Origin of the sequence: Clostridium sp. (assembly GCF_040797585.1) — a bacterium.
Classification (GTDB): Bacteria; Bacillota; Clostridia; order Clostridiales; family Clostridiaceae; genus Clostridium_Z.
In genome coordinates this window covers 1-14,929 of record NZ_JBFNEO010000057.1, presented here as the reverse complement: position 1 = coordinate 14,929, position 14,929 = coordinate 1, and the positions used below count along the sequence as shown (strand labels likewise).

14 protein-coding genes and 1 pseudogene are annotated in these 14,929 nt (G+C 30.1%); 14 read left to right on the top strand and 1 reads right to left on the bottom strand.

Annotated features, from left to right (window positions below; all coding sequences use genetic code 11):
• Positions 1–182 (bottom strand): hypothetical protein (locus AB2369_RS05670; protein WP_367665503.1); only part of this gene is annotated, 182 nt, incomplete at its 3' end.
• Between AB2369_RS05670 and AB2369_RS05665 the strand changes: the two genes are divergently transcribed.
• From AB2369_RS05665 to AB2369_RS05600, 14 genes and pseudogenes are all read left to right on the top strand, one after another.
• Positions 112–291, top strand: a complete 180-nt coding sequence (locus AB2369_RS05665; RefSeq protein ID WP_367665505.1) for a TrkA C-terminal domain-containing protein — start codon at positions 112–114, stop codon at positions 289–291. The two genes, AB2369_RS05670 and AB2369_RS05665, sit on opposite strands and share 71 nt — an antisense overlap.
• A gap of 1 nt (position 292) precedes the next feature.
• A complete protein-coding gene (locus AB2369_RS05660; RefSeq protein WP_367665502.1) occupies positions 293–1,738 on the top strand; it encodes a TrkH family potassium uptake protein in 1,446 nt (481 codons plus the stop codon).
• Positions 1,739–1,996: 258 nt separating this feature from the next.
• Positions 1,997–2,746, top strand: coding sequence for a DeoR/GlpR family DNA-binding transcription regulator (locus AB2369_RS05655; protein WP_367665501.1), 750 nt, complete (start codon positions 1,997–1,999; stop codon positions 2,744–2,746).
• Positions 2,746–3,651 (top strand): 1-phosphofructokinase, encoded by a 906-nt coding sequence (gene pfkB / locus AB2369_RS05650; protein ID WP_367665500.1) that lies wholly within the window; start codon positions 2,746–2,748, stop codon positions 3,649–3,651. Before AB2369_RS05655 ends, pfkB begins: the two co-directional genes overlap by 1 nt.
• A gap of 267 nt (positions 3,652–3,918) precedes the next feature.
• A complete protein-coding gene (locus AB2369_RS05645) occupies positions 3,919–5,787 on the top strand; it encodes a fructose-specific PTS transporter subunit EIIC (RefSeq protein WP_367665499.1) in 1,869 nt (622 codons plus the stop codon).
• Between the two features lie 430 nt (positions 5,788–6,217).
• A complete protein-coding gene (locus AB2369_RS05640; protein WP_367665498.1) occupies positions 6,218–6,862 on the top strand; it encodes a FlxA-like family protein in 645 nt (214 codons plus the stop codon).
• Between the two features lie 239 nt (positions 6,863–7,101).
• Entirely contained in the window at positions 7,102–7,470 is a 369-nt protein-coding gene (locus tag AB2369_RS05635; protein ID WP_367665497.1) for a hypothetical protein, read from the top strand.
• Positions 7,471–7,757: 287 nt separating this feature from the next.
• Positions 7,758–8,825, top strand: coding sequence for a CdaR family transcriptional regulator (locus AB2369_RS05630; RefSeq protein ID WP_367665504.1), 1,068 nt, complete (start codon positions 7,758–7,760; stop codon positions 8,823–8,825).
• A gap of 90 nt (positions 8,826–8,915) precedes the next feature.
• Positions 8,916–10,166 (top strand): GntP family permease, encoded by a 1,251-nt coding sequence (locus tag AB2369_RS05625; RefSeq protein ID WP_367665496.1) that lies wholly within the window; start codon positions 8,916–8,918, stop codon positions 10,164–10,166.
• A 15-nt stretch (positions 10,167–10,181) separates the two neighbouring features.
• On the top strand, positions 10,182–11,312 hold the full coding sequence (locus AB2369_RS05620) for a glycerate kinase (RefSeq protein WP_367665495.1): 1,131 nt from the start codon (positions 10,182–10,184) through the stop codon (positions 11,310–11,312).
• Between the two features lie 241 nt (positions 11,313–11,553).
• Positions 11,554–12,738 (top strand): sensor histidine kinase, encoded by a 1,185-nt coding sequence (locus AB2369_RS05615; RefSeq protein WP_367665494.1) that lies wholly within the window; start codon positions 11,554–11,556, stop codon positions 12,736–12,738.
• Positions 12,725–13,381: a response regulator gene (locus tag AB2369_RS05610; RefSeq protein WP_367665493.1), complete on the top strand. Its 657-nt coding sequence runs from the start codon at positions 12,725–12,727 to the stop codon at positions 13,379–13,381. Before AB2369_RS05615 ends, AB2369_RS05610 begins: the two co-directional genes overlap by 14 nt.
• Positions 13,382–13,524: 143 nt before the next feature.
• Positions 13,525–14,463, top strand: a complete 939-nt coding sequence (locus AB2369_RS05605) for an ABC transporter ATP-binding protein (RefSeq protein WP_367665492.1) — start codon at positions 13,525–13,527, stop codon at positions 14,461–14,463.
• A gap of 11 nt (positions 14,464–14,474) precedes the next feature.
• Positions 14,475–14,929, top strand: a pseudogene (locus AB2369_RS05600) (hypothetical protein); the annotation flags it as partial.

The window sequence follows — 14,929 nt, the reverse complement described above, 5'->3', positions numbered from 1 at the left end:
AGATCCTTAAGAAATAAGAATGGATCATCTATTAAGAACCTATATAAAATAGTATAAGATAAGGCTGAGGCTTTAGAGTTTTTAGCTAATGAAACCACTAAGTGCTTAGACATACCTTTAAAAGATGTAAACTTTAAAAAGGGAGTATTAGTTGCTGCTATAGTTAGAGATTCTGAAACCATAATTCCAGGAGGAAATGATTGTATAAAGAATGGCGATGGAGTAATTCTTGTAACTCACAGAAAAAATGTGATGGATATTAATGAAATACTAATGGAAAGGGGAGTTTAACATGAACTACCCAAGAGTATTTAAGGTTTTAGGTAGAGTTACAATATATGAAGCATTGATAATGATTTTTCCACTTATAGTATCTTTAATATATGGTGGAGGAGATGCTAGAAGTTTTATTATAACTATGATAATAATGCTTTTAGTAGGAGCCTTAATGAATAGAATAAAACCTAAGAGTAGTGGGTTTTATGCCAAAGAGGGATTTTTAACTGTGGCACTATGCTGGATAGTAATATCACTCTTTGGAGCATTACCTTTTTATTTAAGTGGATCTACAACATCATTTGTAGATGCCATATTTGAAACTGTATCAGGTTTTACAACCACAGGAGCATCTATTTTAACTGAAGTAGAATCCTTACCTAAAGGTATATTATTTTGGAGAAGTTTCACCCACTGGATTGGAGGAATGGGAATTTTAATATTCACTTTAGCTCTTATGCCTTCTGTAGGGGGAAATACTATACATTTATTAAAAGCAGAAAGTCCAGGACCAACTCCAGGAAAACTTGTTCCAAGGATAAAGCAAACTGCTAAAATTATGTATTTAATTTATTTCTTTATGACTGTAGTTCAAATAATACTACTGAAACTTGCAGGATTAGACCTTTATAATGCTATGGTAAATGCTTTTGGTACTGCAGGTACTGGAGGATTCTCTAATATGAATACTAGCATAGCAGCTTATAATAATGTTTATGTAGAAGTTATTATAACTGTATTTATGTTACTGTTTGGAGTTAATTTTGTTTTATATTTTCAGCTTATTACAGGAAATATAAAGCAGGCTTTTAAAAATGAAGAAGTGAAATATTATTTAATCATAGTATTTATATCTATGATTATAATTGCCTTTAACATAAAAGGAGCTAATGGGATATCTCTCTTAGAGTCCTTTAGACAATCTTCCTTCCAAGTAGCTTCTGTGGTAACAACTACAGGTTATTCAACAGTTAACTTTGATTTGTGGCCAACTCTTAGTAAGGTAATATTAACATTACTCATGCTTATGGGATGTTGTGCAGGTTCTACTGGAGGAGGAATTAAAACTGTACGTATAGTTCTTTTATTTAAAACTATAAAAAGAGAAATCAATAAAATCATTCATCCTAGAATGGTTAATTTAGTAAAACTAGATGGAAAAGTAATAGAAGATGAAACTATATCTAGTGTAGCAATATTTACATTTTTATATATTATTATTATTTTAGGGGCGGTATTTTTGGTATCCTTTGATGGAATGGATATGGAGACAACTTTTTCATCAGTTCTTGCCACTATAAGTAATATAGGACCAGGCTTTGGAGTAGTTGGACCTATGGGAAACTTTAGTAGTTTCTCCCCTATGAGTAAACTAGTATTTTCATTTTGTATGTTAGCTGGAAGACTAGAAATATATCCAATGCTAATAATATTTAAATTTACAAAGTGGAAAAAATCCTAGAATTAAATGAAATACATATTAAATTAAACCTATATATTAGAAAAATATAAAGCACTCTATGGACATTCCATAAGGTGCTTTATATTTTTTATGTATAATCTAAGGTTTATCTTAAAAAAATATAATTTGACTTTGAAGTTATGGTTAATAAGTTATGAGTGATTATGATTTTATTTGAATGAAAATGAATTATTTTGATTGAAGGTGATTGATTTATTATAAAAAATCGTGTATTATAAGATTAAGGAAGTGATGTAAATGTTAACAGAGGAGAGATATGAACTAATTATTCAAGAAATTAATAAAAACTCTGTAGTTTATGTTAGTGAGTTAGTTACATTATTAGATACTTCAGAATCCACCATAAGAAGAGATTTAAACGCTCTTCATAAAGCTGGAAAGCTTAAGAAAGTTCATGGGGGAGCTACAGCTTTAGATAAAGGAATCAATACTAAAGAAGATATGGTATCTGTTAGACAAAAACTTCATACTGATGAAAAAGTAAAAATTGCAAAATATGCAGCTAGTTTAATAGAACCAGGTGATTTTGTTTATATAGATGCAGGTACAACCACTGAGGTTATGATTGATTTTATTGAAGAGAAAGAAGCTATCTTTGTAACCAATGGTATAGCCCATGGTAAAAAGCTAGTGGAAAAACAATGTAAGACCTTTATTCTAGGGGGAGAAATAAAATGGGCTACAGAGGCTACTATAGGAGTGGAAGCCATTAATAGCTTAAAAAAATATAATTTTACAAAAGGATTCTTTGGAACTAATGGAATATCAAAGAATAGAGGATATACAACCCCAGATATAAATGAGGCATTAGTAAAGGAAGAAGCTTTAAGTAGAACAAGAAATGCTTATGTATTAAGTGATAATTCTAAGTTTGATGAAATAAGTAGTGTAACCTTCGGTGAACTTTATAAGGCAGCAATAATTACAACAACAATTGAAGATAATGAATACAAGGAATTAACAGAAGTACTGGAGGTGCTAAGGTAGTGATATATACTATAACATTTAATCCAGCCTTAGATTATATAGTTAGGGTTGAAGATTTTAATTTAGGAAGTTTAAATAGAACATCTTATGAGGAGATTTATCCAGGTGGTAAAGGTATTAATGTATCTATGGTTTTAAAAAACCTAGAAGTTAATAATATAGCTCTTGGATATGTGGCTGGTTTTACTGGAGATGAAATAGAAAGAAGAGTTAAGGCCTTTGGATGTAATACTGATTTTATTAAACTAAAGGAAGGTATGTCTAGAATCAATGTAAAGCTTAAGTCTACTAAAGAGTCAGAGATAAATGGACGCGGACCAGATATAGATAAGGAAGATTTAGATTTACTTTATAGTAAGCTAGAAGGTCTAAAAGAGGGAGATATTCTTGTATTAGCAGGAAGTACTCCAGAAACTCTTCCAAAGGATATATATGAAAATATTATGGAAAGATTAGAAAAAAATAATATAAAGTTTATAGTTGATGCTACAGGAAAACTTTTATTAAATGTATTAAAATATAAGCCGTTTTTAATTAAGCCTAATCATCATGAATTAGGGGAATTATTTAATGTAGATATTAAAAATGAGGAAGAGATAATTCACTATGGAAATAAACTTATAGAAATGGGAGCAGAAAATGTGCTTATTTCCATGGCAGGTGATGGAGCCATATTCATTACCTCCAGTGGAGAAGTGATTAAAAGTAAGGCGCCTAAGGGAGATGTTAAAAACTCAGTAGGAGCTGGAGACTCTATGGTGGCAGGATTCTTAGCAGGTTATTTAAAGAATTTTAATCTAAAAGAGGGATTTAAAATGGGAGTAGCTACAGGAAGTGCTAGCGCCTTCTCTAATGGTCTTGCTACAAAGAAAGAGGTATATAAATTATTAGATGAAATATCTTAAGAAATTTTAGAGATAAGTAGTAAGTATGATAGTCCATTTTATGTGATACTAAATGAAAGGAATTCAATGATAGAAATCTATTAAAAATTCTTACTCTTTGTATTACTGAAAAGACACTCCATATATTTAACTAATAATTTTATTTAATCATTTAAAATAATGATAGTGTAAAGTGTGCTATGAAAAGATTAATCTTAATGAAGTAATAATATAACATTAGATAAAACTTGAAACTGAGTTTAATTTAGTAATTAAGGAGGATATTTTATGAAAATTACTGATTTATTAAATAAAAATGGTATTGAGTTAAGCACTAATATAAGAACAAAAGAAGAAGCTATAGATAAATTAGTGAATTTAATGAGTAATACAGGAAACTTAAATAACAAGGATGAGTATAAAAAGGCAGTTTTAGATAGGGAGAGCTTAAGTACTACAGGCATTGGAGATGGAATAGCTATACCCCATGCTAAGACTAAGGCAGTAAAAAAAGCGGGATTAAGTGCTATGGTGGTTAAAGAAGGAGTAGATTATGATTCTTTAGATGGAAATCCAGCAAAGCTATTCTTTATGATTGCAGCTCCAGAAGGGGAGAATAATGTTCACTTAGAGGTATTAGCAAGACTTTCAACAATACTAATGGATGAAGGCTTTAGAGAAAAACTAATAAAGGCAAAGGATAAAGAGGAATTCCTAAGTCTTATTGATGATAAAGAAAATGAAAAGATAAATTCAGAGAATAACAAAGAATCAAAAGATGAGTATAAAGTGTTAGCTGTTACAGCATGTCCTACAGGTATCGCACACACCTTTATGGCTGCTGAAAGTTTAGAAAACAAGGCTAAAGACATGGGCGTATCAATAAAGGTAGAAACCAATGGATCTGGTGGAGCTAAAAATGTCTTAACAAGAGAAGAAATTGAGAAGGCAGAATGTATTATAATAGCAGCAGATAAAAAAGTTGAAATGGAAAGATTTAATGGTAAGAGAGTGATCCAGACTAGAGTTTCTAACGGAATACACAAGGCAGAGGGATTAATCAATGAAGCACTAAGTAGTAATGCACCAATATATACTCATGATACAAACAGTGAAAAATCAAATGTAAATGAGGAAAAAGAAGGAATTGGACGTGAAATATATAAGCACTTAATGAATGGTGTTTCTCATATGTTACCTTTTGTTATTGGAGGAGGAATACTCATAGCCTTAGCATTTTTATTTGATGACTATGCTATAGATCCGAAAAACTTTGGATCTAACACTCCTTTTGCAGCCTTCTTAAAGAATGTAGGGGGAACAGCCTTTGGATTTATGCTGCCAGTACTTGCAGGATATATTGCTATGAGTATAGGAGATAGACCAGCACTAGCAGTAGGTTTTGTAGGTGGTATGCTTGCAAACACTGGTGGATCAGGATTCTTAGGAGCATTACTTGCAGGATTCCTATCAGGTTATTTAGTATTAGGATTAAAGAAGTTATTCTCTAATTTACCAAACAGTCTAGAGGGAATAAAACCAGTATTACTTTATCCGTTCTTTGGAATACTATTAATTGGAGCAATTATTACATTCATAATAAACCCTCCAGTAGCAGGTATAAATAATGGAATTACAAATATGTTAAACGACATGGGAGCTAGCAGCAGAATATTACTTGGAGCAGTTTTAGGTGGAATGATGGCAATAGACATGGGTGGTCCTATAAATAAGGCAGCTTATGTATTTGGTACAGCTTCTCTAGCAAGTAGTAACTTTGAAATTATGGCAGCAGTTATGATTGGTGGGATGGTACCTCCATTAGCTATTGCATTATGTACAACTTTCTTTAAGAATAAGTTTACTGAGAGAGAAAGACAATCTGGATTAACTAACTATATAATGGGATTATCATTTATAACAGAAGGAGCAATTCCTTTTGCAGCAGCGGATCCATTAAGAGTTATACCAGCTTGCGTTATAGGATCATCAGTGGCAGGAGCTTTATCTATGGTATTTGGATCTGCATTAAGAGCACCTCATGGTGGAATATTTGTTTTACCTGTTATAAGTAATCCTTTAGGATACTTTATAGCCTTAGTTATAGGTTCCTTTACAGGTATGACTATACTTGCTTTATTAAAGAAAAAAAGTTAATTAAATTTAAAAAACAAAGTAGTATCATACTTAAAACAAAGTAGTATGATACTATTTTGTTTTAAAATATTATTTATCTAATTAGAATTAGCTTTTTCTAAATTTGTATTTCTTATTTCTTCATTAACTATAGCTAAATGTAAATATTTTCTATAAATGTTCGATAATAGTTTTAGATCTGTTAAAATTTCAAAAAATAGTTTAATATTCAATATAATTACTAGTTATTTGAAAATCATATAAGTTTGAGTATTCCGTTATATGTTAAATAAATATTTAATAGAACTAACTTTTGTTAGATTGGGCAAGGATGGTTATTAAAATTTATCTATGAATTTAGAAAAAAATTAGTGATTATATTTTTTAAGCATGAAAAGAGTAATGTCTATATATTTTAACAGAACTATAATTTTTAATGGAGGATTAAAAAATGTTAAATTCAATTTCATCATCAAATCCATTTAATTTGACAGGTAATTATACTAATAATTCAGAGATTAAGTCATTAGAAAAACAAAGAGAAAATATTAGAGAGCAAATAGAAAAGACGAGTAGTGATAAGATTCCAAGCGATGTAAAAGAAAGTTTACTAAAATCTCTTAGAGAACAATTACAACAAGTAGAAACTCAAATAGAACAAAAAAATATGGAAGGCTTAAAAAATAAGAATAGTAGCGAAAAAAATAATAATCATTTTGCTAAAGATATAAAAAAAGAGAATAATAATACTAATATAGAAAATGTTATTTTATATAGTTCTAATATATACAATAATATTAAATCCATAAATAAGATTAAAACTTCTATAAAAGGAGAAACCAATATTTTAAATAGTGAAGCTAAGTTGGATGAGGCAAGAGGAGCTATAGAAATAGCAGCTAAAAAAAGGCATAAAGCAGAGAGAAATCAAAATAGTATAAATAAATTAAATTCTAAAATATATGAAGAGATGAATAATTCAAATAATAATATTAAAGTACGTGAAGATAAAGATGAAGAATATAGAGAAATAGTAGAAGATACTAAAGAAGATAAACAACTAAAAAGTAGAGAATCAATAGATATTTTTGCTTAAATATAATTACTAGAAATATTAATTAAATGTCTTCATAAATATTTTATGAAGACATTTAATTTGTTATTGCAATTTATAGTTTTTAAATTATTACATAAACTTAAAATATTAAGTGAAACTTGGCAATGATTATATAAGATAGTACATATTTATGTCATAAATAACAAATCCTAATTATAAGTAAATAATTTTTTTGCTATTTATTCATATTTTATTATAGGTATATGGTGTAATATAAAATGAAGTTAAAAAGAGTAATAATATTTTTAGTAATACTTTTAACATTTAGTAGCACAACAGCTTTTGCAAGCCAGCCTAAGCCTTCTATTTTAATGGGAGAAATCTTAGAAGTACAAAAAGATGATAAGGAAGATGTAACTAGGTTACTAGTGGAAGGATATATAAAGTCCTGTGATGTTTATAAAGAGAAAGTCCTTGTAATTGTAAATAAGGATACTAAGATAATAAAGGGTTGTGATGAGAAAAAGGAAAAGCCTGACTTTGCAAAAGGTGATAAGGTCTTTGTGGTATTAAGTGCAGCTATGACTAAATCCATACCACCTCAAGCTTCAGCAAAGAAAATTCAAGTATCTAAACCAGTACAATAAAATCTCAAGGAATATACATAAATAATTAAGGTTCTAAAAGATATTAATTAGTATCTTTTAGAACCTTTTATCTATATTATATTTGAATTTATTGAAAACTTTAGATTTTAACTAGTATATAAAATAGGTTTTCATTGAAAACACTATGACATATAATTAGAATAATTTTATATGAGAAAATAAAAAATACTGTAAGTAATTATTGAAACAAATAAACTTGTAGTGTTTAACTTTTATTTATGTTTATTAAATTATAAAGATGAAGGGAAGGAAAAGTTTTGCTTGAAATGACTTCAGAACAAGGACAAAGTATTGTAGATAAGATGATGAAAGTAATTCCATATAACATAAATGTAATGGACAATGTAGGTACCATAATAGGGAGTGGACAAAGTGAGAGGATAGGGGTGGCTCATGAAGGGGCTATAGAAGCAATAAAAACTCATAAAATGGTGGAGATACATTATGATGGAGATAATGCAAAAAAAGGAGTTAATTTACCTATAAGATTTAGAGGGAACGTAGTTGGAGTAATAGGAATTAGTGGGAATCCAGATGAGGTTAGAGCCTTTGCAGAGCTGGTTAAGGTAACAGCAGAATTACTTATTAAGCAGCAGTACATGTTAGATGAAAAAAGATTTAGAGAAAAATTAGAAGAGGAATTCTTTTATCACTGGATATATAATACAAAGGAGTATGAGGAAGAATTTATTCAAAGGGGAAAAGACCTAGATATAGATATATCACTTCTACGAAGAGCAGTTGTAATAGATGGGAAAGACATTGAGAAGGAGAGAATTAAAAAGATTTTATTTAAAGGGGAGTATGTTTTAAACTACTATAACAATAAAATATTAATTCTAATAAATAAAGAGAGGGATATTAATGTGTTTATAAATAGCTTAATTAAAAGATATCCTAATATAGAAATAGCTTTTGGAAGGGTGGAGAAGATAATAGGAGTTTCGGCAAAACAGGCTATAAAGGCTTTAGATATTGGAAAAACTATCCCTATTTATAATAGAATTTATGATTATGAGAAAGTTTCTATAGTTGACCTTATTGTAAAAAATGGAGGGGGAAAGTCAATATTGGAGAAGATGAGAGCTCTAGATGAAGAGGGACGGGCTTCAGAACTTATGGATACTTTAATTACTTTTATAAAAAGAAATGGAGAAATGAGTAAGGTAGCAGAAGATTTACATATTCATAGAAATAGCTTAAGCTACAGATTAAATAAGATAGAGAGTATAACAGGGAAGAACCCTAGGAATTACATGGATTTATATGAGCTTATAAATGGAGTTTTAGTTTATAGTTTTCACAATAAGACTGTGCAATTGCACAAAAATTAGATAGGTAAAATTAGGAATATGCCTAATGATAATGGTTTCATAAGCCTTTACAATTATAGTGTTAATAAAACTAAATTGGGGGTGAGAATAATGCAAGTAACAGCATTAGGAGCAATAATAGGATTAATTTTAGCAATTGTACTAATTATTAGAAAGGTTCATCCAGCCTATGGACTTATTATTGGGGCTTTAGTAGGTGGAGTAATAGGTGGAGCAGGACTAGTTGGAACAGTAAACTTAATGATAGATGGAACTAAAGGAATAGTTACAGCTATACTTAGAATATTGACAGCAGGAGTTTTAGCAGGGGTTCTTATTGAATCAGGGGCTGCAGCTAAGATTGCAGAAACTATCGTGGATAAGATAGGAGAAGCAAATTCTTTAATAGCCTTAGCAATAGCTACTTTAGTTTTAACTTCTGTTGGGGTATTTATTGATGTTTCAGTAATAACAGTATCACCAATAGCATTAGCAATAGCAAATAGAGCAAATATATCTAAGACATCAATTTTAATTGCTATGATCGGGGGAGGAAAGGCTGGAAATATAATGTCACCTAACCCTAATGCCATAGCAGCATCAGATGCTTTTAAGATTCAACTAACTTCTCTTATGGCATCAGGAATAATACCAGGAATAGTAGGACTTATTGTAACATGTATTATAGCAAAAAAATTAATAAATAAAGGGGTTAAGGTAAAAAGTGAAGAGGTCCAAATAACTTCATCAGAGAAACCAAGTTTTTTCTCTTCTATAATAGGACCTGTGGTTGCTATAGGGCTTTTAGCTCTTAGACCAATATTCAATATAAACGTGGATCCTTTAATAGCTCTTCCGGTAGGTGGAGCAGTTGGAGCCCTTGCCATGGGTAAGATTAAGGATTTAAATGCTTATGCAACTAGTGGATTAAGTAAAATGACTGGAGTTGCCATATTACTTCTTGGAACAGGAACCATAGCGGGAATAATTGCAAATTCAGGATTAAAAGATCTAATTGTAAATGGATTAAGTAGTTCAGGTCTTCCAGCCTTTGCTTTAGCGCCAATAGCTGGAATATTAATGTCAGGGGCTACAGCTTCAACTACTTCAGGAACAGCAGTAGCTAGCCAGGTCTTTGGACCTACCATTCTTGATCTTGGGGTTTCACCATTATCATCAGCAGCTATGATTCACTCAGGAGCCACAGTTTTAGATCATCTTCCACATGGAAGTTTCTTTCATGCCACTGGAGGAAGTGTATTTATGGATATAAAGGATAGACTTAAACTTATACCTTATGAATCATTAATAGGTCTTTCTATGACAGTAGTTTCTACAATAATATTCGGAATACTAAAGTAAAAAGGAGTAATAGTTATGAAATTTGTTTTAGCACCAGACTCATTTAAAGAAAGCATGAAGGCTATAGAAGTTACAGAAGCCATGGAAAAAGGAATAGGAAAAATATTTAAAGATGCTAAGTGTATAAAAGTGCCTATGGCTGATGGAGGAGAAGGTACAACTCATGCTTTGGTTCATTCAACAAATGGAATCCTTGAAAAAGTTAAAGTTATAGGACCTTTAGGAGAGGAAGTAGAAGGCCAGATTGGAATCTTAGGACAAGGAAAGATTGCTATTTTAGAAATGGCAAGTGCAAGTGGTTTAGAACTTATATCAAAAGAAGAAAGAAATCCTATGATAACAACTACATATGGCACAGGACAGCTTATAAAAGCAGCCTTAGATAAGGGCGTAGAAAAGATACTTATTGGAATAGGTGGAAGTGCTACTAATGATGGAGGAGCTGGAATGCTTAAAGCCCTAGGTGTTAAACTTATGGATGAGGAAGGAAAAGAGTTATCTTTTGGTGGAGGAGAACTCTTAAAGCTAAAACATATAGATATAAGTGGATTAGATGAAAGAATAAAAAATGTAGACATAGAAGTTGCCTGCGATGTTACTAATCCTCTTACAGGTGAAAAAGGAGCAGCCTATATATTTGCACCTCAAAAGGGAGCAGATAAAAATATGGTTAAAATCCTTGATGAGGCACTTAAAAATTATAGTAGGGTTATAAAAGAAACCTTAAATAAAGATATTGAAAAGGTAGAAGGAGCAGGGGCTGCAGGTGGACTTGGAGCAGGGTTAATGGCATTTTTAGATGCCAAGCTAAAAAAAGGTATAGATATGGTTATAGAATATACAGGTTTAGAGGATAAAATAAAAGACTGTGATTTCGTATTTACAGGAGAAGGAAGTATAGATTCACAAACTATTTATGGCAAAACTCCTATAGGAGTTGCAAAACTAGCTAAAAAATACAATAAACCGGTAATAGCCTTTGCAGGAAAAATAGGTGATAACTTAGATGAACTTTATGATAATGGAATAGATTCTATTATAGGAATTTTACCGGGAATATGTACTTTAGAAGAAGCCTTAAAGGACGGAAATAAAAATATGGAAAAGGCAGTAGAGAATATAGCTAGAGTAATAAAGGTTAAATAAAAGTGTTATAAAATTTTAAGGAACAATTTAAATATATTTGATTTAATTTAATTTTATTTTTTTAGGAAGAAAATGAGGTAATTTCTTAATATTTCTATGTGGATTATATATAATTTTAATAAGATTATATATAACTTATAGGAAGCTAAGAAGTTACCTTGTTTTATTAAATTCTCACGTAATATTGGACGTAGGTATTCTTTAGTATATAATATGTATATTATATTTACATGGAGGAATTATGTGGAATAAAAAGCTACTTACAGCAATAAGATACTATACTCTTTTACTTATAATGGTAGGTATAGTCACTATAAATGATACAGTAACCAATGAAACCATAATATTTATATTATTATTTATAATAAATAATCAATTAAGGTTTTTCTCCTTAGAAAAAAATTCTCATAAGATAATTTCTTTTATTATAGAAGTTATATTTATAACCCTTGGATATAAATATATAGGAGGGTATCTCATTACTTATCTTATATTAGAAGCATTAGATAGTAATATATTATTTAAGGGATATGTAAAGATCATATTTAATATAATTATATGTGCTCAGGGAATATATTTTTCTCTATACAGGGATTTAGAATTTAAAATCCTTAACATAGGAGTATTAGTAATTTTTATAGCTATATTATATTTTATAAATGATGAAAATGATAAGAAGCTTAAGGCGCAAGAACTTTATGATAGACTTAGATTATCAGAAGAAAAGCTTAAAATTGCTAATAGAGACCTTGAGATTTATGCAAGCTCTATAGAAGAGATTACCCTTCTTAGGGAAAGAAATAGATTATCTAGGGAGATTCATGACAGTGTTGGACATGGACTTTCTACCATAGCTATACAGTTAGGAGCTATTGAAAGCATTGTAGGAAGGGATAATAATATAGCAAAAGAACTAACGAGAGACCTTAGAAAGTTTACACAAAATAGCTTAAATGAGGTAAGAATGGCGGTTAGAGAAATAAAGCCAAAGGAATTTAAAGATTATGAGGGTATTTTAATAATAGAGGAATTAATAAATAGCTTTAAAAAATTAACAGGAATAGATGTAAGATTATCCTTTACCAAAGAAAAGTGGTCATTAAATTCAGACCAATCCTTTATAATATATAGAATTATACAAGAGTTTTTAGCTAATAGCGTTAGACATGGAAAAGCTACTTTAGTTCAGATATTTATGGCATTTAACGAATATAAAGTGGTAGTAACTTTAAGAGATAATGGACAAGGCTCAGGGAATGTAATAGAAGGAATTGGACTTAGAAGTATGAGGGAAAGAGTTACAGAAATAGGTGGAACCTTTAGTTATAATACAAATTCAGGACAGGGCTTTTTAGTGAAAATGGAGTTAGATAAGAATGAGAAGTTTAAGGTTTATTTCAAGGAGGAAGGGAATGGAGAAAATTAAGGTTATATTAGTGGATGATGAAAAGCTAGTAAGAAGTGGGCTTAAAATAATACTTGAGACCTTTGATGATATTGAGATTATAGATATGGCATCTAATGGAGAAGAGGCGTTAACTTCCTGTAGGAGAAATGAGCCCCATGTGGTTCTTATGGATATAAGAATGCCAAAGTGTGATGGAGTTCTTGGAACCAAACTTATTAAGAGTGAGTTTGAAAAGGTTAAGGTGCTTATTCTAACTACATTTAACGATGTGGAGTATATTCATGAGGCATTAAAGTATGGAGCATCAGGATATATTTTAAAGGACAGCGATTATGATTTAATTTATGAAGGAATAAAGGGATGTTTTAAAGGGAATGTAGTTGTACACCCAGAGGTTGCCTCTAAAATCATCAATGAGAACACGAGATATAATAAGAAAAGTACCATTGAAGATGTAATGACCACCTATGATTTAAATAATAAGGAAATAAGTATAATTAAAGAGGTGGCTAGTGGATTATCTAATAAAGAAATAAGTGAAAAACTATTTTTATCTGAAGGAACCATAAAAAATAATATAAGTAATATTTTATTTAAGCTAAGTCTTAGAGATAGAACTCAGCTTACCATATTTGCCTTTAAGAATAATATAGCAGAATAATAAAGTGACTTAAGTCACTTTTATAGTTACTTCTAGTACTAGGAATACCTCATTAATATTTCTAAAATATAATTAGAGATATTAATGAGGTATTTTTATGTGCAATATAAAGGTGAAAAATATTACTATAAGGAGGTATTTTTATGTGCAGTATAAATGTGAAAAATATTACTAAAAGGTTTGATGATAAATTAGTATTAGATAATATATCTTTTGAAATAAAAGAGGGGGATATATTTGGATTAATAGGTCCTAATGGTGCTGGTAAGTCCACATTAATAAGTATAATTACAGGGCTTCTTAAAGCAAACAACGGAGAGGTAGAGATAGGAGGATATTCTATTAAAAATGATCCATTAAAGGCTAAAGCATTATTAGGGCTTGTACCACAGGAGATAGCCTTAATGGAACAGCTTTCAGCCTATGATAATCTAGAGTACTTTGGAGCCTTTTATGGTCTTAAAGGAAAAATTTTAAAGGAGAGAATTGAAGAGGCCTTAGAAGTTACAGGTTTAACAGATAGAAAAAAAGAAAAGGTAAAAAAATTCTCAGGAGGAATGAAGAGAAGATTAAACTTAGCAGTAGCGATAATGCATAAACCAAGAGTGCTTATAATGGATGAGCCTACTGTAGGAGTGGATCCTCAGTCAAGAAATTATATTTTTGAGTTTGTGAAAAAGATAAATAAAGAAAATAATACTACAGTAATATATACATCTCATTACATGGAGGAAGTGGAGAGTTTATGTAATAATATATTTATTTTAGACCTAGGAAAAGAAATAGCATCAGGAACTAAATCTTCAATTAAGTCTATAGCTAATATTCATGGAAGTATCAAGCTTACTTTGGAAGACACTAATGAAGAATTTATTTTAAAATTAAAGGACATAGATGGAGTTAAAGATTCCTTTATTAAAGAAGGAATAATTACTATTTTTATAGATGAAGAAAACTTCAGTTTAGAGGATTTACTTCTTTTATGTGTTAAAGAAAAGAAAAAAATAAAAAATCTAAATGTAGAAGAAGCATCTTTAGAAGAAGTATTCTTATCTATTACAGGAAAGAAGTTAAGAGATTAAGGAGGATAATAATGAGAGTAAAAGCTACTATAATAATTTCACTTAAAGCCTTGGCTTCTCAGTGGAAGCAAGTGTTATTAATATATGCCATATTTCCCTTAGTATTATCCTTGTTTATGGGATACACACAAAGGGATGTTTTTAACCCAGAAGTAAATATGGACAAGATAAACATTACTATTATAGACGAGGATAACAGTAATATTTCTAAGGGATTTAAAGATTTGTTCCTTAGTGAAGGAATTAAGGAATTATTTAATATAACAGAGGAAGGAGATTATATATTTACAATACCAGAGGGATATGAAGCTAATATCCTAGCATTTAAAGATACTACCATTAATGTAGAAGAAAAGGAAAGAGTATCTAGAAATAATGAGATAATAATAAAAACTATTGCTAGTGAGTATGGAAAGAAACTAACGGAAGCTATGATGATCTCTAGTAATATAGATAAGCTTAATGT